The sequence below is a fragment of the Marinobacterium alkalitolerans genome (genome assembly GCF_017776525.1).
GTDB classification, from domain to species: domain Bacteria; phylum Pseudomonadota; class Gammaproteobacteria; order Pseudomonadales; family Balneatricaceae; genus Marinobacterium; species Marinobacterium alkalitolerans.
Map to the genome: position 1 here is coordinate 1 of NZ_JACVEW010000016.1, position 22,674 is coordinate 22,674.

25 protein-coding genes are annotated in these 22,674 nt (G+C 59.7%); 7 read left to right on the plus strand and 18 right to left on the minus strand.

Going from position 1 to position 22,674, the window contains the following annotated elements:
- Positions 1 to 166: 166 nt before the first annotated feature.
- The 5 genes from H9C73_RS10870 to H9C73_RS10890 all read right to left on the minus strand — a co-directional run bounded on the left by H9C73_RS10870 (position 167) and on the right by H9C73_RS10890 (position 3,925).
- Entirely contained in the window at positions 167 to 772 is a 606-nt protein-coding gene (locus H9C73_RS10870) for a Yip1 family protein (protein ID WP_209287854.1), read from the minus strand.
- Between the two features lie 97 nt (positions 773 to 869).
- Positions 870 to 1,775, minus strand: a complete 906-nt coding sequence (cyoE, locus tag H9C73_RS10875) for a heme o synthase (RefSeq protein ID WP_209287855.1) — start codon at positions 1,773 to 1,775, stop codon at positions 870 to 872.
- Positions 1,753 to 2,757 (minus strand): COX15/CtaA family protein, encoded by a 1,005-nt coding sequence (locus tag H9C73_RS10880; RefSeq protein ID WP_236014231.1) that lies wholly within the window; start codon positions 2,755 to 2,757, stop codon positions 1,753 to 1,755. The genes cyoE and H9C73_RS10880 overlap by 23 nt, the downstream gene beginning before the upstream one ends.
- Positions 2,754 to 3,197 carry a hypothetical protein gene (locus H9C73_RS10885; RefSeq protein WP_209287856.1) on the minus strand — a complete coding sequence of 148 codons (444 nt, stop codon included), beginning with the start codon at positions 3,195 to 3,197 and terminating at the stop codon, positions 2,754 to 2,756. The genes H9C73_RS10880 and H9C73_RS10885 overlap by 4 nt, the downstream gene beginning before the upstream one ends.
- Positions 3,197 to 3,925, minus strand: coding sequence for an SURF1 family protein (locus H9C73_RS10890; protein ID WP_209287857.1), 729 nt, complete (start codon positions 3,923 to 3,925; stop codon positions 3,197 to 3,199). Before H9C73_RS10890 ends, H9C73_RS10885 begins: the two co-directional genes overlap by 1 nt.
- Positions 3,926 to 3,936: 11 nt before the next feature.
- On the opposite strand from H9C73_RS10890, the gene H9C73_RS10895 reads away from it, so the two are divergent.
- Entirely contained in the window at positions 3,937 to 4,170 is a 234-nt protein-coding gene (locus H9C73_RS10895) for a DUF2909 domain-containing protein (protein ID WP_209287858.1), read from the plus strand.
- Here H9C73_RS10895 and H9C73_RS10900 read toward each other — a convergent pair.
- The 12 genes from H9C73_RS10900 to ilvC all read right to left on the minus strand — a co-directional run bounded on the left by H9C73_RS10900 (position 4,144) and on the right by ilvC (position 14,662).
- Positions 4,144 to 5,028 (minus strand): cytochrome c oxidase subunit 3, encoded by an 885-nt coding sequence (locus H9C73_RS10900; RefSeq protein ID WP_209287859.1) that lies wholly within the window; start codon positions 5,026 to 5,028, stop codon positions 4,144 to 4,146. The genes H9C73_RS10895 and H9C73_RS10900 overlap by 27 nt on opposite strands.
- Positions 5,025 to 5,588 (minus strand): cytochrome c oxidase assembly protein, encoded by a 564-nt coding sequence (locus H9C73_RS10905; RefSeq protein ID WP_209287860.1) that lies wholly within the window; start codon positions 5,586 to 5,588, stop codon positions 5,025 to 5,027. The genes H9C73_RS10900 and H9C73_RS10905 overlap by 4 nt, the downstream gene beginning before the upstream one ends.
- Complete coding sequence (gene ctaD, locus H9C73_RS10910) at positions 5,585 to 7,186, minus strand: cytochrome c oxidase subunit I (RefSeq protein WP_209287861.1); 1,602 nt, start codon at positions 7,184 to 7,186, stop codon at positions 5,585 to 5,587. Before ctaD ends, H9C73_RS10905 begins: the two co-directional genes overlap by 4 nt.
- Positions 7,183 to 8,331, minus strand: coding sequence for a cytochrome c oxidase subunit II (gene coxB / locus H9C73_RS10915; RefSeq protein WP_209287862.1), 1,149 nt, complete (start codon positions 8,329 to 8,331; stop codon positions 7,183 to 7,185). The genes ctaD and coxB overlap by 4 nt, the downstream gene beginning before the upstream one ends.
- Positions 8,332 to 8,442: 111 nt before the next feature.
- Positions 8,443 to 8,646 carry a DUF2970 domain-containing protein gene (locus H9C73_RS10920; protein ID WP_209287863.1) on the minus strand — a complete coding sequence of 68 codons (204 nt, stop codon included), beginning with the start codon at positions 8,644 to 8,646 and terminating at the stop codon, positions 8,443 to 8,445.
- A gap of 5 nt (positions 8,647 to 8,651) precedes the next feature.
- The gene (locus H9C73_RS10925) at positions 8,652 to 9,248 is read right to left on the minus strand and encodes a protein-methionine-sulfoxide reductase heme-binding subunit MsrQ (RefSeq protein WP_236014232.1); all 597 of its coding nucleotides are present in this window, start codon (positions 9,246 to 9,248) and stop codon (positions 8,652 to 8,654) included.
- A 2-nt stretch (positions 9,249 to 9,250) separates the two neighbouring features.
- Positions 9,251 to 10,258, minus strand: a complete 1,008-nt coding sequence (gene msrP, locus H9C73_RS10930) for a protein-methionine-sulfoxide reductase catalytic subunit MsrP (protein ID WP_209287865.1) — start codon at positions 10,256 to 10,258, stop codon at positions 9,251 to 9,253.
- A 110-nt stretch (positions 10,259 to 10,368) separates the two neighbouring features.
- The gene (gene pssA / locus H9C73_RS10935; protein ID WP_209287866.1) at positions 10,369 to 11,142 is read right to left on the minus strand and encodes a CDP-diacylglycerol--serine O-phosphatidyltransferase; all 774 of its coding nucleotides are present in this window, start codon (positions 11,140 to 11,142) and stop codon (positions 10,369 to 10,371) included.
- Positions 11,143 to 11,206: 64 nt separating this feature from the next.
- Entirely contained in the window at positions 11,207 to 11,791 is a 585-nt protein-coding gene (locus H9C73_RS10940; protein WP_209287867.1) for a protoglobin domain-containing protein, read from the minus strand.
- A gap of 113 nt (positions 11,792 to 11,904) precedes the next feature.
- Positions 11,905 to 12,477 (minus strand): protoglobin domain-containing protein, encoded by a 573-nt coding sequence (locus tag H9C73_RS10945; RefSeq protein WP_209287868.1) that lies wholly within the window; start codon positions 12,475 to 12,477, stop codon positions 11,905 to 11,907.
- A gap of 164 nt (positions 12,478 to 12,641) precedes the next feature.
- Entirely contained in the window at positions 12,642 to 13,211 is a 570-nt protein-coding gene (locus tag H9C73_RS10950; RefSeq protein ID WP_209287869.1) for a protoglobin domain-containing protein, read from the minus strand.
- Positions 13,212 to 13,636: 425 nt separating this feature from the next.
- A complete protein-coding gene (ilvC, locus tag H9C73_RS10955; protein WP_328797971.1) occupies positions 13,637 to 14,662 on the minus strand; it encodes a ketol-acid reductoisomerase in 1,026 nt (341 codons plus the stop codon).
- A gap of 133 nt (positions 14,663 to 14,795) precedes the next feature.
- On the opposite strand from ilvC, the gene ilvY reads away from it, so the two are divergent.
- Together ilvY and H9C73_RS10965 are read left to right on the plus strand one after the other, a co-directional pair.
- Complete coding sequence (gene ilvY / locus H9C73_RS10960; protein ID WP_209287871.1) at positions 14,796 to 15,692, plus strand: HTH-type transcriptional activator IlvY; 897 nt, start codon at positions 14,796 to 14,798, stop codon at positions 15,690 to 15,692.
- Positions 15,689 to 17,503 (plus strand): SLC13 family permease, encoded by a 1,815-nt coding sequence (locus H9C73_RS10965; RefSeq protein WP_209287872.1) that lies wholly within the window; start codon positions 15,689 to 15,691, stop codon positions 17,501 to 17,503. The genes ilvY and H9C73_RS10965 overlap by 4 nt, the downstream gene beginning before the upstream one ends.
- Here H9C73_RS10965 and H9C73_RS10970 read toward each other — a convergent pair whose 3' ends face one another.
- Positions 17,504 to 18,334 (minus strand): dienelactone hydrolase family protein, encoded by an 831-nt coding sequence (locus H9C73_RS10970; RefSeq protein WP_209287873.1) that lies wholly within the window; start codon positions 18,332 to 18,334, stop codon positions 17,504 to 17,506.
- Between the two features lie 241 nt (positions 18,335 to 18,575).
- Between H9C73_RS10970 and H9C73_RS10975 the strand changes: the two genes are divergently transcribed.
- The 4 genes from H9C73_RS10975 to H9C73_RS10990 all read left to right on the plus strand — a co-directional run bounded on the left by H9C73_RS10975 (position 18,576) and on the right by H9C73_RS10990 (position 22,593).
- A complete protein-coding gene (locus H9C73_RS10975; RefSeq protein WP_209287874.1) occupies positions 18,576 to 19,670 on the plus strand; it encodes a polyamine ABC transporter substrate-binding protein in 1,095 nt (364 codons plus the stop codon).
- A gap of 69 nt (positions 19,671 to 19,739) precedes the next feature.
- The gene (locus tag H9C73_RS10980; protein ID WP_209287875.1) at positions 19,740 to 20,879 is read left to right on the plus strand and encodes an ABC transporter ATP-binding protein; all 1,140 of its coding nucleotides are present in this window, start codon (positions 19,740 to 19,742) and stop codon (positions 20,877 to 20,879) included.
- Entirely contained in the window at positions 20,876 to 21,778 is a 903-nt protein-coding gene (locus H9C73_RS10985; RefSeq protein WP_209287876.1) for an ABC transporter permease subunit, read from the plus strand. The genes H9C73_RS10980 and H9C73_RS10985 overlap by 4 nt, the downstream gene beginning before the upstream one ends.
- Positions 21,775 to 22,593 carry an ABC transporter permease subunit gene (locus tag H9C73_RS10990; RefSeq protein ID WP_209287877.1) on the plus strand — a complete coding sequence of 273 codons (819 nt, stop codon included), beginning with the start codon at positions 21,775 to 21,777 and terminating at the stop codon, positions 22,591 to 22,593. Before H9C73_RS10985 ends, H9C73_RS10990 begins: the two co-directional genes overlap by 4 nt.
- Positions 22,594 to 22,674: the final 81 nt, after the last annotated feature.

The following is a 22,674-nucleotide window of genomic DNA, read 5'->3' on the forward strand; positions in this document are numbered from 1 at the left end:
ATCACTTGCTCATTGGTGCTGCCCAGTGTTCCGTGAACCCTGTCGCCCCAAGCGAGGACGCGAATTCTACAGACCCCTGCCGGGGTGTCAACGTTTTTTTGGTAAAAAAGTTACAAAGACAAAAAAGCAGGCGCGCTGCGCCTGCTTTTTGAAGCGTTTTCTTTATTTATCCGCTGGTAAAGCTCAGCGGTACTATTGTTCCCCACAGAATAACGGTGGTCGCAATAAGACCTACCAGCACACACAGCCCGACGGTCAGGATGGAGGTGGAGAAGAAGAACGCACGGTCTTCCGGAATCTGCATGATTTCGGGCACACCGGTGTACAGCAGGTAAACGGTGTAGGACAGTGCAATCATGCCCACGATTACGTTGAACCAGAGCATGGGGTAAAGACCGGCCAGGCCGGACAGGAAAAGAGGTGTGGCAGTAAAGGTTGTCAGTACCAGACACTCCTCGTAGCTCACGTTACCGCCGTAGGTACGCTCCATCCAGTGGATCGACCAGGCAATGAAGCCGACCGCTACCCACATGGCGACATAAAACGCCAACGCTGCAGGGAGCGCACTGGATACACTGAGCAGTACGAACTCCGAACCGTCCAGAGTCCAGCCTATCTGAGTGGTACCAATGAAAAGTGAGATGGCAGGTATAGCCGCCAGAATACTGATCTGGGCCAGAAATACATGCATGGCAGAATAGTGCTCATTTCGTATCGAGCGCCATTCCTCTTTGGGGTGGTAAAACACGCCCATCATGTGCTGCAGGAACATATTGCTATCCTCCTCGCAGTCCGGGTCTACCGGGCTACATTTTATCTTTATTGGTCAGAGCCCGAATCCTTTCGTTGTTGTGGTTATCTCCTCTTTCTCATACGAAAACAGGCCAGTAATGGTCTACCAGAAGTATGGCAAACAACCACATGATGTACACAATGCTGTAGCGAAACATTTTCATTGGAACCGCTGCATCCGTTGAGCGGAATAGAACCAGCGCCCAGTGCATGAACCGGATATTGATCAGGCTGACACCCAGAAGGTAGATCCATCCGCTCATGCCCGTCACAAAGGGCAACAGGGTTGCCAACAGTGTGAGCAGGCTATAGAGCAGGATCTGTGTGCGCGTGTATGCCAGGCCGTGCGTATTAGGCAGCATGGGGATACCTGCCCGCGCATAGTCGTCCCGGCGTGCGATACACAAGGCCCAGAAGTGAGGCGGCGTCCATACGAAGATGATCAACATCAGCAACAGCCCTTCGTAGCCCACGCTGCCGCTGACGGCGGTCCAGCCCAGCAAGGGCGGCGCGGCCCCCGCAACGCCTCCGATAACAATATTTTGTGGCGTGGCACGCTTCAGAATGGCGGTATACACCACGGCATACCCGATCAGAGATGCCAGTGTCAGCCAGGCAGTCAGCGGATTGACCAGGATGTTCAGCAGGCCGATCCCGGTGATCCCCAGGCAGGCCGCGAACACAAGCGCATGTACGGGGCTGATTTTACCTTGCGGCAGTGGCCGGCGTGCAGTTCTGGCCATACGGCAGTCGATACTGGCATCCAGCACATGATTGACCGCGGCGGCAGAGGCTGCAGCCAGCCCCACCCCCAGTAAGGTCACGGTCATCAGGAACAGGTCAGGCATGCCGGGGGAAGCCAGGCAGAACCCGACCACCAGTGTCAGCAGCATGACCGCCACGACTTTCAACTTACAGAGAGCCAGATAATCTCTCCAGCCTGCGGTCTGTACCTGACGTTCAGTGAGCGATAGCGTAGCCATGATTGATCTCCCCAGCAGGTTTCCGTACACGCCCGTTCAGATGCAACAGGGCCAGCATGACCGCCACCGCACCCGCATGGTGCGCTACGGCCAGGCCCAGCGGCAGCATCCAGATGATATTGGCCACTCCCAACAGCACCTGTACCAGTAACAGACTCCAGTAGGCCGCCAGTCCACGCCTGAGTTCGGGCCGCCTCCAGAGCGCGCGCGTTCCCAGCAGCGACACGAAGATGAGCAGCAATGCGCCAGCTCGGTGTGTGACCTGAATGGCTGCTCGAGCATCCGCATGCAGAAGCCCGCCTTCGTAATTGGGCCCCACGGCCATGAAGGGGTTCAGGCCGGTGGAAAAGTCATACCCCGGATGGTTGTCCTGATGACAGTAGAGCCAGTCACTGCAGGCCCAGCCCGCATAATTGGTGCTGGTCCACCCTCCCAGCGCCAATTGAATGAACAGCGCCAGAAACATTACCCTGATCCAGGGGTGTGAACGGGTGGGTGCGGATTCCGCTTCAGCGCGCAGCAGCCTTTGTCGCAGCACCACCAGCAGCGCAAGCGTGCTCAGGCCTCCCAACAGGTGAAGTGTGACCACAGCCGGCAACAGTTGCAGAGTGACTGTCCACATTCCGAATATCGCCTGTGCCACAACCAGCACCAGAAGGCCGCCCGACAGGGCCGATGGGTACTCTGCCCGTTCACGATAACGATAGCCCAGCACCGCCAGCCACAGCACCAGCAGCCCCAGAGTGCCGGCTGCATAGCGATGGATCATCTCAATCCATCCCTTGCGCAGATCGATCAGCGCATCGGGATGTGCGGCTGCCAGCTCAGTATGATCATCCGGCAGCACCCAGGTGCCGTAGCAGCCCGGCCAGTCGGGGCAGCCAAGCCCGGCATCATTGAGCCGGGTCCAGCCGCCCAGCAAAACCACCACCAATGCGAGGCCTATTGCCAGTGTTGCGACGCGAACGGGCAGTTTCATCATCCCAGCCTCGATGCTTTCAGCAGACGGCGCATGTCACCCAGCAGTGCCTTGCCTTTGAATGACAGCGGGTACTGCAACACCAGATTGCCCAGTGGGTCCACCACCCACACACCGGCCTCCAGCTCAGGTGCCGAGTGCGGCATCACCCTCACACGGGTTGATTCGCGCCCGAGGGCGTCATGTACCCGGCGCAGATCCTCCAGCTCAGCATCACAGTCCTGCGTGCAGGCGTTGCCCGGCACCAGCAGCAGCGTCCAATGACCCGTGTGCGCCTCCGCATCACCGCCCCACTGCTGCAGCGGTTGTATGGGCTCCAGCAGTACCCCGCGATTGGTGTGTCCCTGTGGCAAGCCCACCCCGGTCGCCCAGATGGTGATGGCCAGCGCAACGGGGAGCAGCCCCAGTATCCAGATGGCCCAGAACACATTTCGATTCGTCATCAGGATCTCCTTCTGCGCTCACTGATTCCGGCCCATATCAGCCAGGCGCTCAGCGCCAGTGCCAAACCGAACCACTGCACCGCATAGCCGGTATGGCGCTGCGGCGGAATTCCCGTGTAGATCTGCTCCCGGGGCAGGACCTGCTGGTTAACGGCGGTCTGCACATGCAGCACCAGCGGTTCCACCGGTTGTGACAGGGCCGCGTTGATCTGCTCCATATCCAATGCCTGAATGCGCCTTGGCCAGCCGGGTTCAAAGCGGTTACCGGACAAGGTGATCGACTCCAGAGGACGCGTCACCACCGCTTTCACACGTAACCACTGCCGCTGCAGGTTAACCTCCGGCAACTGATCACGACGCTCGGGCGCTGGTGTCCACCCCAGGCTGGCAAGCCAGTACGGCCCCTCGTCTACGCGCGCGGGTACGACCACTTCGTATCCGACCCGCCCCTGCCAGGTGCGGTTATCCAGCAGAAACACCTTGTCGGGCAGCAGCTCGATATCAAACCGCACCGGCACCCAATCACTTTCGGACAAGCGGCTGACAGCCACATCCGGCGTCGTGGCCGGCGCCTGTTCCAGCTGCTCCAGCCATATCTGTTTCTGCTCCGCCCGCTGCCACTGCCAGCTTCCCAGCGTCAGCAGCAACGGAACGCCCAACACCCAGAGCACTATTCGCAACCATTTGAATCGGCGCCGGCTATCCGCTTTACTGAGTGTGTCCGCCAAGGAGAACTCCCATGCTGCGCATTCTGATTGTTGTGCTTTTCGTCGCGATTCTGGTCGCACTGTTCAGCAGCCTATGGTCTCTGCTGAGACACCCGTCTGGTGACGGCACCACGGCCAACCGGCTCCTCTGGCGGGTCATTCTCAGCGCCCTGCTGGTTATCACGCTGATCTATGGTTTCAGCACCGGGCACCTGAGACCTCATGCCCCCTGGCAAGGCTCAGATCACATACACGAACAGGAATAGCCCGATCCAGACCACATCCACAAAGTGCCAATACCAGGCAACCGCCTCGAAGCCGAAGTGCTGACGGGAGTCGAAATGCCCCAGCACCACACGCCCGAGGATGATGATCAGCATCAGGGTTCCCAGCGTCACGTGCAGGCCGTGAAAACCGGTCAGAATGAAGAAGGTGGCGCCGTAAATGCCTGCCTGCAGAGTAAGCCCCAGTTCCTGATAGGCTTCCATATATTCGTATATCTGAAAGCCCAGGAAGATCAGGCCCAGCACGATGGTCAGGAACATCCAGCGACGCACCTGCATCAGCTCATCTTTCAGCAGTGCCTTATGCGCCAGCGTCAGCGTGAAGCTTGATGTGACCAGCAGACAGGTGTTGAGCAACGGGATATGCCAGGGACTGATAACGGCTGCCGGCCCCGGAAAACGCTCGGCATCCGGCGGGTTGAACAACGGCCACTGTGCCGTGAACTCGGGCCAGAGCATCTGGCTCACACCCTTGTCGCCCTCACCGCCCAGCCAGGGCACCGCCAGCACACGGACATAGAACAGCGCGCCAAAAAAGGCGGCGAAGAACATGATTTCCGAGAAGATGAACCAGCTCATGCCCCAGCGGAACGAACGATCCATCTGCTCGGAGTAGAGCCCACCTCGGCTTTCGTGAATCACGTTCCCGAACCACCCGATCATGATCAGGCCCATCATGAGCGCCCCGGCGAGCAGCAACACCAGTCCGACACCACCGCCCTGCTCGGCACTCAATGCGTTCATCAGGGTGCCGGCCCCATACGCCAGCAGAAACAGGGCAATGGATGCCAGAATCGGCCAGCGACTTTGTTCGGGAACATAGTAAGTAGAGCTGCTCATAAGCGTTGCTCCTTCTTATCCTGCGTCACCGCCGACACCTCGGGTGAGATATCAAACAGCGTATAGGACAGGGTGAGCGAGCGAATATGCTCGGGAAGTTTGCGGTCAATCACAAACACCAGCGGCATCTCGACGGACTCGCCGGATTGCAGGGGCTGCCGCTCAAAACAGAAGCAGTTCACCTTGTGCAGATACTGCGCCGCTTCGGCCGGTGCTACCGAGGGGATGGCCTGCGCCACCATGTCGCGCGCCGTCGGATTGGCGGCGACAAAAGCGGTCTGACGCATCTCTCCGGGGTGTGCACGCACGACACCTTCAAGCGGACTGAACTCCCAGGGCATACCCTCGTTGTGCACGGCAATCAGACGCACTTTGATGCTGCGCGCTGTATCCGCTTCCGCGGTGGCGACCGGCCCGGTATTGGTGATCTTGCCATTCAGTCCGGTGACCTCACAGAACACGTCGTAGAGCGGCACCATGGCGAAACCGAAGCCGAACATCAGCACCGCCCCAAGCACCAGCCGCCGGACCAGACGTGGCGTGTCGCCGCGGGCACTCATTGCAGCGACTCCGGCAAGCGCGGCGGCGTTGCAAAGGTGTGATAGGGCGCCGGCGACGGCACCTCCCACTCAAGCCCCTCAGCACCTTCCCAGGCCCGCGCCTCGGCTTTCTGTCCACCCCGCACACAGGCGATCACGTTCCACAGGAAGATCAACTGCGACAGGCCGAATATGAAGGCGCCGATGGATGCCACCATGTTGAAGTCGGCAAACTGCAACGCATAGTCCGGGATACGCCTTGGCATGCCTGCCAGACCGATGAAATGCATCGGGAAGAAGGTGATATTGACGCCGATGAAGCTGACCCAGAAATGCAGCTTGCCCATGCGTTCGTTGAGCATGTGTCCGGTCCACTTGGGCAGCCAGTAATAGACACCGGCCATGATGGCGAACACCGCACCGGGCACCAGCACATAGTGGAAGTGCGCCACCACGAAATAGGTATCGTGGTACTGGAAATCCACCGGGGCAATCGCCAGCATCAGCCCGGAAAAGCCTCCGATGGTAAACAGCACCACAAAGGCAATCGCGAACAGCATCGGCGTTTCAAACGTCATGGAGCCCCGAAACATGGTGGCGACCCAGTTGAACACCTTCACCCCGGTCGGGACCGCTATCAACATGGTGGCGAACATGAAGAACAGCTCCCCTACCAGCGGCAGCCCCACGGTGAACATGTGGTGTGCCCATACGAGAAAGGAGAGGATCGCGATCGAGGCGGTGGCATATACCATGGAGGCATAGCCGAACAGCCGCTTGCGGGCAAAGGTCGGTATGATCTGGCTGATGATCCCGAATGCCGGCAGGATCATGATGTAGACCTCAGGATGGCCAAAGAACCAGAACACGTGCTGGAACAGTACCGGGTCACCGCCCCCGCCTGCATCAAAGAAGCTGGTGCCGAAGTGGATATCCATCAGCATCATGGTAACCACGCCGGCCAGAACCGGCATCACCGCAATCAACAGGAAGGCCGTAATCAGCCAGGTCCAGCAGAACAACGGCAGTTTCATCATGGTCATGCCCGGCGCCCGCATGTTCAGGATGGTGGCAATGATATTGATCGCCCCCATGATCGAGCTGATCCCCATCATGTGCACGGCGAAGATGAAGTAGGTCACACTGGGCGGGGCATAGGTGGTCGACAAGGGTGCGTAAAAGGTCCAGCCAAAATTGGGCGCACCGCCATCCATGAACAGGGTGGAGATCAACATGGCAAAGGCGAACGGCAGGATCCAGAAGCTCCAGTTGTTCATCCTGGGCAGCGCCATATCAGGAGCGCCGATCATCATCGGCACCATCCAGTTGGCCAGCCCCACGAAGGCGGGCATCACGGCACCGAACACCATGATCAAACCGTGCATGGTGGTCATCTGGTTGAAGAACCCGGGTTCCACAAGCTGCAGCCCCGGCTGAAACAGCTCGGCGCGAATCATCAGCGCCATACAGCCACCAATGAAGAACATCAGCAGGCTGAACCAGAGGTACATGGAGCCGATATCCTTGTGGTTGGTGGTGAACAACCAGCGCCCCAGTCCCTTGGCCGGTCCGTGGTGTGCGTGCTCGTCGGCATGCAGGGTCGTATCCAGCGTACTCATTGCTCCGCCTCCCCTGTTGTGGGCTCCAGCAGTTGCGCAATCTGGGCCGGTGACACTGCTTCACCCAGACTGTTGCCCCAGGCGTTGCGCTCATAGGTGATCACGGCGGCCAGTTCGGTTGCGCTCAACTGGTCACGAAATGCCTGCATGGCGGTACCGCTTTTGCCATTCAGCACGATATCGATGTGTGCCGCCACATCGCCCAGCGCTATCGGGCTGCCCTTCAGGGCCGGGAATGCGCCCGGCACGCCTTCACCGTTGGGCAGGTGGCAGGCAGAGCAGGCACTGAGATAGACCTGTTCCCCCTGTTGCATCAACTCATCCAGCGTCCATACCCGTTCGGCAGCGGCAGCCTCGGCAGCCTTGGCTTCACGAGCATCGGCAAGCCATTGCTGGAATTCATCCTGAGTGACGGCTTCGATCACCACCGGCATGAAACCGTGGTCCTTGCCGCACAGCTCGGCGCATTGGCCACGGTAAATCCCCGGCTCGTTGATGACCGTCCAGGCTTCGTTGATAAAACCGGGAATGGCATCCTTTTTCACCGCCAGCGCCGGCACCCACCAACTGTGAATCACGTCATTGGAGGTGAGCAGGAAGCGGATTTTGGTATCCACCGGCAACACCAGATGGCGGTCCACTTCCAGCAGGTAGTTTTCCTGCTTGTCCGCCTCGTTGGTGATTTGCTCTCGCGGTGTGGAGAGATTGCTGAAGAAGTCCAGATCATGATCCAGATAGTCATAACGCCACTTCCACTGGTAGCCGGTGATCTGAACGTCCAGCTCCGCTTCGCTGGTATCGTACATCTGCACCAGCGTCGCCGTTGCCGGAACGGCCATGGCCACCAGAATACCGATCGGGATGATCGTCCAGATCACCTCAACCACGGTGTTTTCGTGAAAGTGATGTGCTTGCGCACCGCGTGACTTGCGGTGGTGGAAGATGGACCAGAACATGACACCGAATACCACCAGAGCGATGGCAACGCAGATCCAGAAGATCGTCATGTGAAGGTCGAAAACCGAACGGCTGACATCCGTGACACCAGGTGTCAGATTGACTTCCCATGCGGCCAGCGCCGATGCGGAAACTGCCGTCAATCCAAGCCCCGAGCCGATGGTTATTATTCTTGTCCTTACCATCATTCAGGCCTCCCCGTATTGACCCTAAGAGAGGCTCAATGTGCTCCCTCACAGGTGATCCGGTTAACTCGAGTATAGCAGCCCGTCTGAAAGCGCAAGCGCAATGTGAAGGTTTCAGGCGCCGGCGAGACTCAGTGCCCAGCGGACCAGCAGAATCACGGCCAGCACGAACACGGCCGCCATCAGGAGACCTGTCAAAACGTAGTGCAGGGGCCGCCCTTCACGGAAGTCGCGTTCACGGTTCCGTTCGGACTGCACCCCGAAGAAGCTGGACAGCACACTCAGCAGTGTCTGCCAGAAAGTGGATTTATCGGACATGGCACTCACCTCCACTTGAGGTATAGGCGATATCCCAGCAGAAACGCCAGTACGAGGGCGTAGATCAGAACTTCCAGATAGCCGGCTCGGATCAGCCAGGCAAAGTGCAGCAACACCAGCAGTGAAATCGGATAGACCAGCCAGTGCAGCGTTTTCCAGCGCTTGCCCAGACGCCGCTGCCAGCCCCTGGTTGAAGTAATCCCGAGGGGAATCAGCAGCAGCCAGGCCGTAAAGCCGACGATGATATAGGGGCGCTCGGTCAACTCACGCAGCAGTAGATCCGGCCGCCACCCGAGAATAAAGGTGGCCACCGCCAGCAGGTGCAGGCTGGCATAGAACAGCGCATACAGCCCCAGCATGCGCCGATAACGCTGCAGCCAGCCGAACCCGAGCAGACGCCGTGCAGGTGTCACCGACAGCGTTATCCACAGGTAGCGCAGGGCCCAGATACCGAGGAAGGTCACGATGACCTGCGCCGGGTCAGCCCCCAAACGCTGCTGTACCGCCTCCCAGGTGATCCAGCCCAGTGGAATCAGACTGCCGAAAAACAGACACGACCATACCAGCCAGCGCCCCGCCGTTGAGCGGTGCAGTGCCGTCATGCTCAATACCATTTGCGCAGATCCATGCCTGAATAGAGCTGTGCCACCTGCTCGCCGTAGCCGTTGAACGGCTGAGTATCAATGATATTCGGGCTGAACAGCGAAGACGGCAGGCGCCGCTCGGTGGACTGACTCCAGCGGGGATGATCCACCGCCGGGTTCACGTTGGCGTAGAAACCGTACTCCTGAGGCGCGGTTCGATTCCAGCTCGTCGGCGGCATCTGCTCGGTCAGGTGAATGCGCACGATGGACTTGATGCTCTTGAAACCGTATTTCCAGGGCACCACCAGCCTCAGAGGCGCACCATTCTGTGGCGGCAGGGCATCGCCGTAGACCCCCACGGCCAGCAACGTCAGAGGGTGCATCGCCTCGTCCATACGCAGCCCTTCCACGTAGGGCCAGTCAATGGTGCCGAAGCGCGAGCGCTGCCCGGGCATCTGTTCCGGGTCATGCAGCGTGGTAAAGGCGACATAGCGGGCATTGCCCTTGGGCTCGAAGCGCTTGAGCAACTCCGCCAGCGGGAAACCGACCCAGGGGATCACCATCGACCAGGCTTCTACACAGCGCAGCCGATAGATGCGCTCCTCCAGGTCCACACCCTTGAGTATATCTTCCAGCTGATAGGTCCCCGGCTTGTGGACCTCGCCACTGATTTCAACGCTCCATGGGTCTGTCTTCAGATTCTGTGCCCGGGCCCTGGGGTCGTCCTTGCCAAGGCCAAACTCATAAAAATTGTTATAGCCGGTGACATGCTCATAGGGCGTGAGCTTTTCATCGGTCGAGAGTCCGTCAGCGCGAGTGGCGGCACGCAGTTTTTGCTGCAGCCAGTCAGGCCCCGGATAACGGACCTGTTCGTCATCCAGCTCGTAACGGGCCAGTGCGGACGCCTGACCACTCATCAGCAAGGCACTGCCGGCAGCAAGCCCCTTGATGAATTGACGCCGCTGACGATAGATCGACTCGGGGGTGATTTCGGACGGGCGAATGTCCGGTGCCTTGCGTATTAACATGGGGAAACCTCACACATCTTCACCTATTCAGCTTAGACGCACTCTACGCAAGGGGTTCCCGTTTCGGTCAACCGGACACAAAAAAGCAGGCCGAAGCCTGCTTGATTCAATCAGCGGTGTTTCATCTTGCGCCAGCTCCACAACAGCGGGCCGGACAGCGTATAGGCCAGGAACAGCAGCCAGAGGGACAGCGACGTACTGATCGAGATGACACCGATTGCCAGCGCAATCAGGGCCAGAATCCAGAACGGCACCTTGCCGCGGAAATCCACGTCCTTGAAGCTGTAGTAGAGGGTATTGCTGACCATCAGCACACCCGCCAGCGCCACGTAGAGCGCCACCAGCATCTCAAGCCCCTGCACCGAAGCCTGAAATTCATAGCAGAACCAGACCAGACCCGCGACCGTTGCCGCAGCCGCCGGGCTGGGCAAGCCAATGAAGTAGCGCTTGTCCACCGACCCGATCTGGGTGTTGAAGCGCGCCAGTCGAAGTGCGCCGCCCGCCGCGTACACAAAGGCCGCGAAGAAGCCCAGCTTGCCCAGATCCACCAGCGCCCAGTTGTAGGCGACCAGAGCAGGTGCCACGCCGAAGGACACCATATCGGCCAGCGAGTCATATTCGGCACCGAAGGCACTTTGCGTATTGGTCATGCGGGCGACACGGCCATCCAGACCGTCCAGCAGCATGGCCACGAAGATGGCGATGGCGGCCGCTTCGAACTGGCCATTCATGCCGGCGACGACCGCGTAAAAACCGGAAAAGAGTGCACCGGTGGTAAACAGGTTGGGCAGCAGGTATACCCCCCGTCGACGGCGAGGCCCTTCCTGCTTTTCATGTTCGCCTGTGTCTGCTGCGACTTCAGGCTCCTGCTGCTGTTCGGACATGTCAGTACACCTTTTGAAAACTCTGAAGCCGCATTCTACTCGACCAAAGCGGCCAACCCCAAACTCAGGCGGCGGCTCCCGCTTCCGTATCCTTGTAGGCGGATGCCAGGTTATTGAACAGGGCGCGACTGATCCCGGTGATCGCCATGAACTTGTCCAGCTCCTGCGCCAGCAATGAGCTCTGATAGGACTCCTGCATGATGATCAGACAAAACCCCGAGACAGCATTCACCGCTTTCATCATCTGCGCCAGCTTAAGGGCATCCTCACTGTAGACCTCCACGAGAATGGGGACCAGGTGCTTCTTGATCAGCAGCGTACCGCTGGACATGAATTCCACCGGCAGTTTGACCTGCACGTGTACCTCGCCCACACGGTGCATGTGAGCAGCGAAGGCCGCATCGTAGGGTCCGGAGAAAAGGGTTTCGAGCCAGGCAAGATGGGTGGACTTGAGCGCGTCGATGCGCCCTTCCAGAAAGGGGGCCGCCGCCGGAATCTGTTGCAGCTCGGCATAAAAGCCATCCGTGACCCGGGACAGGTAGGGCAGCAGGCGATGGCCCTCGTTCAGCAGGGTCTGCTCATCTTCGGCGTCGAATCCCGCACACAGCTTGCTGCGCTGACACAGCTCCATGAAGTCCATTTGGCTCATACACATCCTTGATCAGTTACCCACATGCAGCGGGAGGTCCGCTGCAAAAAAGCCACTATTCTCGCATGGGTAAAGCAAAGATCAAGCTGCCCAGTGGTGCCGGGCTGTGCGCCTCACTCCGCGGACACACCGGTTTTGTCACGGTAGGCCGCGGCGAGATTCGCATACAGCGCCTCGCTGATGCCGGTCACTTCCATAAAGCGCTCCAGCTCATGCTCCCGGAAGGACAACTGCATGATGATCAGACAATAGGTGGTCACACCGTTAATCGCACGCATCACTCGGCCCAGTTGCCGAGCGTCCTCTTCAAACACCTGAGTCAACACCGGCACCAGATGCTTGCCGATCAAGCCGATGCCACTGGCCATGAATTTTTCCGGCAGGCGAACCTGCACATGTACCACTCCCACATGGTGCATGTACTGAGCGAAGTCTGCGTCGTAGGGTCCGGTCAGAATCTTTTCCATCCAGCTGCGGTGGGTTGCCTTGAGCGCGTCCAGCCGCCCTTCCAGAAACGGCTTGGCCTCCTCGATCTGCATCAGCTCGGCATAAAAGGCATCTGTCACCTGATCGAGATGCGGCACCAGTGCACTGCTGGCCTGGTTCAATACCGCCTCGTCATCGGGCTCGAAACCCGCAAAGCATTTTGCCTGCTGGTTCAGCTGGTTAAAGTCAGTCGATCGCATCCATCTTCCTTGTTTTTATGCCCCGACGGCTGCCTGTCGGAGACTGTTACTGCGATACCGCACATCCATTTCAGATTGGTCCGAAGTGCGACAAAAAGCAATCCCTGGCCGGTCTCGAACAACCTGACCGGCCTTAACAGTATACGACCGATACGGCCATTCGATCAGGCAGCCTGACCACGCGCACTTCGGTAGGCTGCCGCCAGGTTGTTGTAGAGCACCCGGCTGATGCCGGTCACTTCCATGAAGCGCTCCAGCTCGTGCCCGCGATAGGACTCCAGCATGATCAGCAGGCAGTAGCTGGTAGCCGCATTCAGTGCCTTCAGCAGTGCGCCGATTTTGGCGGCATCCTGCGGATAGATCTCCGGCAACAGCGGGATCAGGTGCTTGTTGATCAGGCCGATGCCGCTGGTCATGAACTTCTCGGGCAGCTTGACCTGCACATGCACCACACCCACCTGGTGCATGTACTGCGCAAAGTCCGCATCGTAGGGGCCCTGAAAGATTCTGTTCAACCAGGCGGTATGGGTGGTTTTGAGGGCATCGATACGCCCTTCCAGAAAGGGAGCCGCTTCCGGAATGGTTTGCAGCTCTTCATAAAAGGCATCGGTGATCTGTTGCAGGTAGGGAGAGAGCCGTTCGGCTTCAGCGATCAGCAGGGCTTCATCTTCAGCTTCAAAACCGGAATAAGCCTTCGCCTGCTCACTCAGAACAGTAAAGTCAATTTCACTCATGAAACGCATCCTTGACTCTTGGACAGTACGCAACTGCATCCGGTCACAGGCACAAGCCCGATACGCACTGTCTGATGTTATTTTTATTAGCACGTAAAATAGTGCGACCCTGACCGAATGCAACCCGACAAACCCGGATCCAGGATCTGGGTCAATAAAAACTCAAGTGGGTATGCGACTTTGGCATGTCCTTCCATGTCCGCTGCTCAAGTCCCACTGAGTCAGTCAGAGACCATGCAGAGCGCATGCCAAAACCTTCTGAAAAGTGTGGTTTTAGAGTATGACAGCAGAGTGTCAGTACGGCAGGGCGTTTGGCGGAAAGCCGGGCGGGATAGAATAAAAAATGCCTGCCCCGAGGCGGCGCCCCGGCGGCAGGCATGCACCACCGGAAGGCCCGGTGGTGAAGGATCAGGTCGGAACCGAGATCAGTTCTTTTCCTTGTCGACCAGCTTGTTGGCCGCGATCCAGGGCATCATTGCACGCAGCTTCTCACCAGTCTGCTCGATCGGGTGAGCGGCGTTGTTACGACGACGCGCAGTCATGGACGGGTAGTTGGTTTCGCCTTCGTTGATGAACATCTTGGCGTACTCACCGTTCTGGATGCGTTTCAGCGCGTTGCGCATCGCTTCCTTGGACTGCTCGTTGATCACCTCCGGACCGGTTACGTATTCACCGTACTCGGCGTTGTTGGAGATGGAGTAGTTCATGTTGGCGATGCCGCCTTCGTACATCAGGTCAACGATCAGCTTCAGCTCGTGCAGACACTCGAAGTAGGCCATTTCCGGCGCGTAACCGGCTTCGGTCAGGGTTTCAAAACCGGCTTTAACCAGCTCGACACAGCCACCGCACAGAACAGCCTGCTCACCGAACAGGTCGGTTTCGGTCTCGTCCTTGAAGGTGGTTTCGATGATGCCGGTACGACCACCGCCCACGCCAGATGCGTAAGACAGGGCAACGTTCTTGGCGTTACCGGACGCATCCTGGTGGATCGCGATCAGGTCGGGGATACCACCGCCCTTGGTGAATTCAGAGCGTACAGTGTGGCCCGGTGCCTTCGGCGCAACCATGATCACGTCCAGGTCCTTGCGCGGTACAACCTGGTTGTACAGTACGGAGAAGCCGTGCGCGAACGCCAGGGTCGCACCCTGCTTGATGTTCGGCTCGATCACTTCGTTGTACAGTTTGCCATGCAGCTCATCCGGCGCCAGGATCATGACCAGATCGGCAGAGGCAACGGCATCCGCTACGTCAGCAACTTTCAGGCCGTGCGCTTCAGCCTTGGCGCGGGACGCGGAACCGGCACGCAGACCGACGGTCACGTCAACACCGGAGTCTTTCAGGTTGCACGCGTGCGCGTGGCCCTGAGAACCGTAACCGATGATGGATACTTTCTTGCCCTGGATGATGGAGAGGTCACAGTCTTTGTCGTAATAAACCTGCATGGTTTGAATCCTTTGACTTGAGTTCAGTAATTCGGAGCGGACTTGCCGCAGCAACTATAGCAATGGTTGCTAACCTTAAGGGATCCACTTTGTTGCGTAAAATGATATATTTGCAACACAACATTTCATAAAGTGAAATACCATGGATATCCGCACGTTACGGCTGTTTCTCAGCCTGACCGAGACGTTGCATTTCGGTCGCTGCAGTGAAGCCTGCCACGTCAGCCCTTCCACCTTGAGCCGCGCCATCAAGCAGCTGGAAGATGATCTTGGCGTGGCCCTGTTTCTGAGGGACAACCGCAGCGTACAGCTTACCGCCGAGGGCACACGCTTTGCCCACTATGCCCGCGACACCCTGCAGCAATGGGAGCAGGTCTGTCACTCCCTGCAGGAAAGTGCCGGTGAGCTGCAGGGCGAAATCAGCGTCTACTGCTCGGTGACAGCCAGTTACAGCTTTCTGTACTCCCTGCTGAGCCGCTTCCGCCGTCTTTATCCACGGGTTGAAATCAAGCTGCACACGGGCGACCCCGAGCACGCCGTCGCCCGGGTACAGGGTGGCCGGGAAGAGATCTCCATTGCCGCACGCCCGGCCCAGCTGCCCGCGGGCATTGCCTTCCGGCCCATGGACCGCACTCCGCTGCTGTTCATTGCGCCGGTACAGGGCGAGTTCGACCAGCCAGACTGGCGCAAACGCCCCATGATCCTGCCCGAGAGCGGCGTATCCCGGGAGCGTATCAACCAGTGGTTTGCCGAACAGGCGATACAGCCGGATATCTATGCCCAGGTGACCGGGAACGAGGCGATCGTCAGCATGGTGAGCCTTGGGTTCGGGATCGGCGTGGTGCCGCAGATTGTGCTGGAAAACAGCCCCCTGTCGGACCGGGTCGAGGTATTGCCGGTCACCCCGGCGCTGGAGCCTTACGAGATCGGCCTCTTTGCGCTGGAGCGCAAACTCAAGTCCCCCATCATCAACGCTTTCTGGTCACTGCTGGACCCTCAGCCCGACCAGCCCTCACAGGTACAACAGGAGTTACCATGAGCGCCGACATGTGGTTCGTCTTTACCCTGCTGGGTGTCACCATCGCCCTGTTTCTGAGCGACCGGATCCGCATGGATCTGGTGGCACTGCTGGTGGTGGTGAGCCTGGCACTGAGCGGGATTATCACCCCGGCCGAGGCCGTGTCCGGATTCGGGGAGCCTGTGGTGGTGATGATCGCGGCCCTGTTCGTGGTGGGCGAAGGTCTGCTGAGGACCGGCATCGCCAGCGCCACCGGCAGCTGGCTGCTGCGTGTCGGCGGGGACAGTGAAACCCGCCTGCTGCTGTTCCTGTTGCCTGTGGTGGCACTGCTGTCGGCGTTCATGAGTTCCACCGGCGCTGTTGCCCTTTTGCTGCCGGTGGTGATGAGCCTGTCACGGCGCTCGGGGTTTGCGCCGTCGCGCCTGCTGATGCCGCTGGCCTTTGCCGCCCTGATCGGCGGCATGCTGACCCTGATCGGTACACCACCCAACCTGATTGTCAGTGGCCAGATGCGCAGCAGCGGGCTGGAACCCTTCCACTTTTTCGACTTTACCCCGATCGGGCTGGCCGTACTGGTGGTCGGCATGGCCTACCTGATGCTGGTGGCACGACGGCTGTTGCCGACCCACGAGCCAGCAGCACAAACCGGTGTGGGCATTCGTGCCCTGTATGAGGGCTATGACCTGTCACGCCAGTTACACAAGCTGGAACTGCTGCCGGGCAGCCCGCTGGCCCAGAAAACGCCGGCCGAAGCCGCACTGAGAACCGAGTATGAAGTAACACTGATCGCCATTTCGCGCAGCGGCGGCTGGCTGTCCAGCCTGATTCCGGTGCTGGCCAATACGCGCATGCAGTACGGTGATCAGTTGCTGGTGTACGCCACGCCCGAGGACCTCGAACGGTTCTGTCAGGCACAGGCACTGCGCGTACTGCCCTGCCCGGCCAGCGAGATCAGCCGACTGGAACAAAGTGCCGGGCTGGCGGAGGTACTGCTGCCGCCGGATTCCAGCTTCTGCGGGCAAACACTCAAGCAACTGCGTCTGCGCGAGCGCCTGGGCCTGAGCGTGATCGGCCTGCGCCGTAACCGGGCTCTGACGGAGCTCCACTTCACCAGCACCGAGCTGGCAGCCGGTGACACCCTGCTGCTGGCCGGCAGCTGGGACCGGATCCGTACGCTCAGCCAAAGCCGGGAACTGGTGGTACTGAATACGCCGCCGGAGCTGGAGGAAGTCCCCACGCATGGCCGAAGAGCCCCGGTTGCGCTGGCTATTCTCGGCGCCATGCTGGTCACCATGACCACCGGCTGGCTGGATAACCTCAGTGCCATCCTGCTGTCGGCACTGGCCATGATCCTTACCGGGTGCGTCAACCTGAAGGAAGCCTATCGCTCGCTGAACGCGACCAGTCTGATTCTGATCGCCGGGATGCTGCCCATGGCGCTGGCCATGGAACGCAGCGGTGCACTGGATTATCTGGTGGAACACCTGATCGGCCTGATCGGGAGCAGCAGCCCGCTGATGCTCTGCGCCAGCCTGTTTCTGGTGACATCGGTCCTGAGCCAGTTCATCTCCAACACGGCCACCACCGTGCTGGTCGCGCCCGTGGCACTGAGCACGGCCCAGCTGATGGGAGTCAACCCTGAACCGGTAATGATCTCGGTGGCCATTGCCGCCTCCACGGCCTTTGCCACACCGATCGCATCACCGGTCAACACGCTGGTATTGTCTCCGGGCAACTACCGCTTTGCCGACTTCGCCCGCGTGGGCATCCCGCTGCAGGTGTTGGCACTGGTGCTCACCCTGACGCTGACACCGCTGCTGTTCCCGTTCTGATCAGCCGCTCAGGTGCTGATACAGGAACGCCAGCGAACGGGACCAGGCCAGAGCGGCATTTTCCTCGTCATAGCGGGCGCCCGTGGGGTTGGCAAAGGCATGGTCGGCCACGTACCAGTGGACCTGCAGGTCGGTCTTGCCGGCCTCGGCCATGGCGCGCTCGAAATCCCCCACCATCGCCTCGTCGATGCTCTTGTCCAGCGTACCGAAATGGCCCAGCACCGGACTCTGCAGTGATGCCAGCTGCTCCGGCGTGCGGCGCACGTTGCCGTAGTAGACAATGGTGGCATCAACCGGTGTTGCCAGCGATGCTTCCAGCGACCAGCCGCCGCCAAAGCACCAGCCAAGGGTACCGACCTTGCCGTTACAAAGGTCATGCTGACGCAACCACTCGATCCAACCCACCAGCGTTTCGGTAGCACGGGCATCGTCCACACCGTTTTTCAGCGCCATGGCCCCTTCACGGGTATCGGCCACGCCACCACCGTAAAGGTCAACCGCCAGCGCAATGAACCCCTGCTCCGCCAGCTCGGCTGCCACGGCCTTGATCTGGTTGTTCAACCCCCACCATTCGTGAATCAGTACCACCGCCGGGAAGGGACCATCGCCCGCGGGCACGGCCAGATGTGCACCAACTTCAGCGCCACTGCCCAATCCCAGCTTCACCGCCTGGGTTCGGGCACCCGCCGCCTGCGCCAGCAGGGGGTCGGCCAGTACGACAGCCAGCGGCAGGCTCAGCATGCCTTTCAGAAACAGGCGCCGCTGTGCAGAGGTCGCCTGGGGCAAGGGCCGGTCATCGTCTGACCGGTTACAGCCATGCAGATCACACATATCGTCTATCCTTTCTTGAGTACGACTCAACTATAGTCAATCGGGGTACGACCACAGCGGCTGACTGGAGCCCTGCCCCGATATGACAAAAAGTTTCAAAACGAAGGCAAAAAGGCTTTTTTTTGACTGTCATTTGTTTCATATTTCGCGCTTTAACCGTCTGCTGCACTCGCGGCCGATATCGCTCGGGGACATTGCCGTTCCCACATCATTCACCCTGTACTGCCGGAGACCCGAGGCGATGAAAAAACTGCTTCACACTTTCCTCCCAGCCTGTCTGCTTGCCGGCGCCGCTACCGCCAGCGCCGCTGATGAACTGCACATCTACAACTGGTCGGACTATATAGCCGAAGACACCATCGAAAACTTCGAGCAGGCCACCGGCATTGAGGTGGTCTACGACGTTTACGACGCCAACGAGGTCATGGAAGCCAAGCTGCTGGCCGGCCGCAGCGGCTACGACCTGATCTTCCCCACGGCACGCCCCTTCGCCGAGCGTCATATTCAGGCGGGCCTTTACCAGCCGCTGGACAAGGCCAAGCTTGAAGGCCTGGACAACCTGGACCCGGTCATCATGGATTCACTGGCCAGCATCGATAAGAACAATGCCCATCTGGTGCCCTACATGTGGGGTTCCAGCGGTATCGGCTACAACGTGGACAAGGTTCGCGAGATTCTTGGCGACGACATGCCCAAGGACACCTGGCGCCTGCTGTTTGATCCCGAGATCGTAGCCAAGCTGGCCGATTGCGGCGTCACCCTGATGGATGACCCCACCGAAGTGCTGGTGGCCGCCAACATCTACCGCGGCGCTGACGCGGACGACTTCAGCCGTGACGGCATCAAGGCCGCCAGCGAGGTAGTGGCCGCCGTACGTGACGATATCCGCTACTTCCATAGCTCCCAGTACATCAACGACCTGGCCAACGGCGATATCTGTGTCGCGCACGGCTACTCCGGTGACGTGTTGCAGGCGCGTGACCGTGCAGCCGAAGCGGACAATGGCGTCAACATCGCCTATGCCGTCCCCTCAGAAGGCGCACTGGTCTGGACCGATGTGATGGCGATTCCGGCCGACGCCCCCAACCCGGAAGCCGCCCATGCCTTTATCAGCTACCTGCTGAAGCCCGAAGTGATCGCCCCGATCACCGATTACGTGGCTTACGCCAACGCCAACCGGGCAGCCACCGAACTGGTGGACGAAGAGATCCGTAACGATCCGGGCATCTACCCGCCGGAAGAAACCCAGGCCAAGCTGCAGGTAACGCCGACGCCTTCCGAGCGGCAGATCCGGGCCCTCAACCGCAGCTGGACCCGAGTCAAAACCGGCCAGTAACACCGCACCCGCAACCGACACATGCCCCTGACTTCAGGGGCATCTTTTTTAGGGGAGATCCGTGCTTCGATGAGCACTGCACGTCAGTTCAAACCCGAAGAACCCTGGCAGGCGCCAGAGGGCGAGCCCATTGTGCGCCTGGAGAACGTCACCAAACGTTTTGGTGCCTTCTACGCCGTGGACGATATCAGCCTGAACATCCATGCCGGTGAGTTCTTTTCGCTGCTGGGCCCTTCCGGCTGCGGCAAGACCACCCTGCTGCGCATGCTGGCCGGTTTCGAGACACCCACCAGCGGACGCCTGTTAATCGATGGGCAGGACGTCACCGACATTCCGCCCTATGAGCGTCCGGTGAACATGATGTTCCAGTCCTACGCGCTGTTTCCACACATGAACGTGGCGGACAACATCGCGTTCGGACTCAAGCAGGAAGGCATGCCCAAGTCGGAACGGCAGGACCGGGTGGCCGAGTTGATGTCACTGGTTCAGATCGAACCTCTGGCCAAGCGCAAACCGCATCAGCTCTCCGGTGGTCAGCGCCAGCGCGTGGCTCTGGCCCGCTCACTGGCCAAGCACCCCAAGATCCTGCTGCTGGACGAACCGCTGGGCGCGCTGGACAAGAAACTGCGTGAACAGACCCAGTTCGAGCTGGTGAACATTCAGGAGCGGCTGGGCATCACTTTCGTGGTGGTCACCCATGATCAGGAAGAAGCGATGACCATGTCGTCACGCATCGCGCTGATGCATGAAGGCCGCATTGAGCAGGTGGACCCACCGCGCCGCCTGTATGAGTTTCCCTCCACCCGCTATGCCGCCAGTTTCATCGGCTCGGTCAACCTGTTCGATGGCTACGTGACCGAACAGAACGATGATCAGGTGCGGGTACAGTGTGACGATGCCGGTATTCAGCTTGAGGTACGGCACAGTCAGCCACTGGTGCCGGGCATGGCCGTGACGGTTGCACTGCGGCCGGAGAAGGTGCGTGTGATCCATCAGCTCGAGGCCGATACCCCCAACCAGCTGCGCGGCGTGATCAAGGAGATCGCCTATCTGGGCGATGTCTCCATCTACCACGTGGAGCTGGCCAGCGGTAAGCGCGTTCAGTTCACCCAATCCAACGTACAGGCGCTGGCCGAGCAGCCTCTGACCTGGGATGAAGAGGTGGTGCTGAGCTGGTCCGCCAACAGCTGTGGAGTCCTGACCGAATGAAGCCAACTTCCGCACGCCCCTCGACACGTCACCTGATTATCGCGGTGCCCTGGTTCTGGCTGGCATTGTTCTTCCTGCTGCCGTTCCTGTTCGTGCTCAAGATCAGTCTGTCCGAGCCCACGCTGGCACAGCCGCCCTACATGGACCTGATTCGCGAAATCGAGGACGGCTTCGTCACTCTGGTGATCAACTTCAGCAACTATCAGCTGCTGCTGGAGGATTCGCTCTACCTCAGTGCGCTCTGGGGCTCGCTCAAGGTGGCGGCCATTTCCACCCTGTTCTGCCTGCTGATCGGCTACCCCATGGCCTACGCCATCGCCCGCTCTCCCCTGCACTGGCGACTGCCGCTGCTGATGCTGATCATCCTGCCGTTCTGGACCTCGTTTCTGATTCGCATCTACGCCTGGATCGGCATTCTCAAGGCCAACGGGCTGCTCAACAACCTGTTGATGGGGCTGGGGCTGATCGACAGTCCACTGGCGATCATGCACACGCCGCTGGCAGTCTATATCGGCGTGGTCTACAACTACCTGCCGTTTGTGGTCCTGCCGCTCTATGCCACCCTGATCCGGCTTGACCTCACGCTGCTGGAAGCGGCTGCCGACCTGGGTTGCCGCCCGTGGAAGCAGTTTCTGCTGATCACCCTGCCGCTGTCGATGCCGGGCGTGATCGCCGGTGCCATGCTGGTGTTCATTCCGGTGATGGGCGAGTTCGTCATTCCCGATCTGCTGGGCGGCCCGGATACGCTGATGCTGGGCAAGCTGATGTGGACCGAGTTCTTCAGCAACAAGGACTGGCCGCTGGCCTCTTCATTGGCGGCACTGCTGCTGGTGGTGCTGATTCTGCCCTTTGTCCTGCTGCGCCACTTTGAGCGCCGTTCAGAGGAGGGCAACCCATGAAGCAGCGCCTGCCCTTGCTGATTACGATCCTGCTGTTCGGCTATGCCTTTCTGTACATCCCGATCGCCAGCCTGATCGTCTACTCCTTCAATGAAAGCCGACTGGTCACGGTCTGGAGCGGGTTCAGCACCCAGTGGTACAGCAAGCTGCTGGAGAACGAACAGCTCCTGGGGGCCGCCTGGCTCAGCGTCCAGATCGCCGCACTCACCGCCACGCTGGCCGTAGTGCTGGGTACGTTGGCGGCACTGGCACTGGTCCGGTTCCGTCGTTTTCTCGGGCGCGGATCGCTGGAAGTGATGGTGACAGCACCGCTGGTGATGCCGGACGTGATTATCGGTCTGTCCCTGCTGCTGCTGTTCGTGGCGATGGAAGGCCTGATCGGCTGGCCGGCCGGACGCGGCATGACCACCATCGTCATCGCCCACACCACCTTTGCCATGGCCTACGTGGCGGTGGTGGTGCAGAGCCGACTGGCCCACATGGATCTGTCTCTGGAAGAAGCGGCGCTCGATCTGGGGGCGCGACCGTTGAAAGTGTTCTTCACCATCACCCTGCCGATCATCGCACCGGCGCTGATAGCCGGCTGGCTGCTGGCGTTTACCCTGTCGCTGGATGATCTGGTGGTGGCCAGCTTTGTCTCCGGCCCCGGCGCCACCACGCTGCCGATGGTGGTGTACTCCAGCGTGCGGCTGGGTGTCAGCCCGGAGATCAACGCACTGGCCACCATCATCGTGGCACTGGTGACACTGGCCGTACTCATTGCCGGTTTCGTCCTCTGGCGGCAGGAAAAGCAGAACCGACTGGACGCCCACTGACCCGACGTGCGGGCAACAAAAAACCGCTGGCCGTGTATACGACCAGCGGTTTTTTATGGAAAAGCGCCTTACATCTAAAGC

Bases quoted from the DNA above. Each gene is read 5' to 3' on its own strand.
- H9C73_RS10870 (WP_209287854.1), bottom strand. From the start codon at position 772: ATGTTCCTGCAGCACATGATGGGCGTGTTTTACCACCCCAAAGAGGAA.
- cyoE (WP_209287855.1), bottom strand. From the start codon at position 1,775: ATGGCTACGCTATCGCTCACTGAACGTCAGGTACAGACCGCAGGCTGG.
- H9C73_RS10880 (WP_236014231.1), bottom strand. From the start codon at position 2,757: ATGATGAAACTGCCCGTTCGCGTCGCAACACTGGCAATAGGCCTCGCA.
- H9C73_RS10885 (WP_209287856.1), bottom strand. From the start codon at position 3,197: ATGACGAATCGAAATGTGTTCTGGGCCATCTGGATACTGGGGCTGCTC.
- H9C73_RS10895 (WP_209287858.1), top strand. From the start codon at position 3,937: ATGCTGCGCATTCTGATTGTTGTGCTTTTCGTCGCGATTCTGGTCGCA.
- H9C73_RS10900 (WP_209287859.1), bottom strand. From the start codon at position 5,028: ATGAGCAGCTCTACTTACTATGTTCCCGAACAAAGTCGCTGGCCGATT.
- H9C73_RS10905 (WP_209287860.1), bottom strand. From the start codon at position 5,588: ATGAGTGCCCGCGGCGACACGCCACGTCTGGTCCGGCGGCTGGTGCTT.
- ctaD (WP_209287861.1), bottom strand. From the start codon at position 7,186: ATGAGTACGCTGGATACGACCCTGCATGCCGACGAGCACGCACACCAC.
- coxB (WP_209287862.1), bottom strand. From the start codon at position 8,331: ATGATGGTAAGGACAAGAATAATAACCATCGGCTCGGGGCTTGGATTG.
- H9C73_RS10920 (WP_209287863.1), bottom strand. From the start codon at position 8,646: ATGTCCGATAAATCCACTTTCTGGCAGACACTGCTGAGTGTGCTGTCC.
- H9C73_RS10925 (WP_236014232.1), bottom strand. From the start codon at position 9,248: ATGACGGCACTGCACCGCTCAACGGCGGGGCGCTGGCTGGTATGGTCG.
- msrP (WP_209287865.1), bottom strand. From the start codon at position 10,258: ATGTTAATACGCAAGGCACCGGACATTCGCCCGTCCGAAATCACCCCC.
- pssA (WP_209287866.1), bottom strand. From the start codon at position 11,142: ATGTCCGAACAGCAGCAGGAGCCTGAAGTCGCAGCAGACACAGGCGAA.
- H9C73_RS10940 (WP_209287867.1), bottom strand. From the start codon at position 11,791: ATGAGCCAAATGGACTTCATGGAGCTGTGTCAGCGCAGCAAGCTGTGT.
- H9C73_RS10945 (WP_209287868.1), bottom strand. From the start codon at position 12,477: ATGCGATCGACTGACTTTAACCAGCTGAACCAGCAGGCAAAATGCTTT.
- H9C73_RS10950 (WP_209287869.1), bottom strand. From the start codon at position 13,211: ATGAGTGAAATTGACTTTACTGTTCTGAGTGAGCAGGCGAAGGCTTAT.
- ilvY (WP_209287871.1), top strand. From the start codon at position 14,796: ATGGATATCCGCACGTTACGGCTGTTTCTCAGCCTGACCGAGACGTTG.
- H9C73_RS10965 (WP_209287872.1), top strand. From the start codon at position 15,689: ATGAGCGCCGACATGTGGTTCGTCTTTACCCTGCTGGGTGTCACCATC.
- H9C73_RS10970 (WP_209287873.1), bottom strand. From the start codon at position 18,334: ATGTGTGATCTGCATGGCTGTAACCGGTCAGACGATGACCGGCCCTTG.
- H9C73_RS10975 (WP_209287874.1), top strand. From the start codon at position 18,576: ATGAAAAAACTGCTTCACACTTTCCTCCCAGCCTGTCTGCTTGCCGGC.
- H9C73_RS10980 (WP_209287875.1), top strand. From the start codon at position 19,740: ATGAGCACTGCACGTCAGTTCAAACCCGAAGAACCCTGGCAGGCGCCA.
- H9C73_RS10985 (WP_209287876.1), top strand. From the start codon at position 20,876: ATGAAGCCAACTTCCGCACGCCCCTCGACACGTCACCTGATTATCGCG.
- H9C73_RS10990 (WP_209287877.1), top strand. From the start codon at position 21,775: ATGAAGCAGCGCCTGCCCTTGCTGATTACGATCCTGCTGTTCGGCTAT.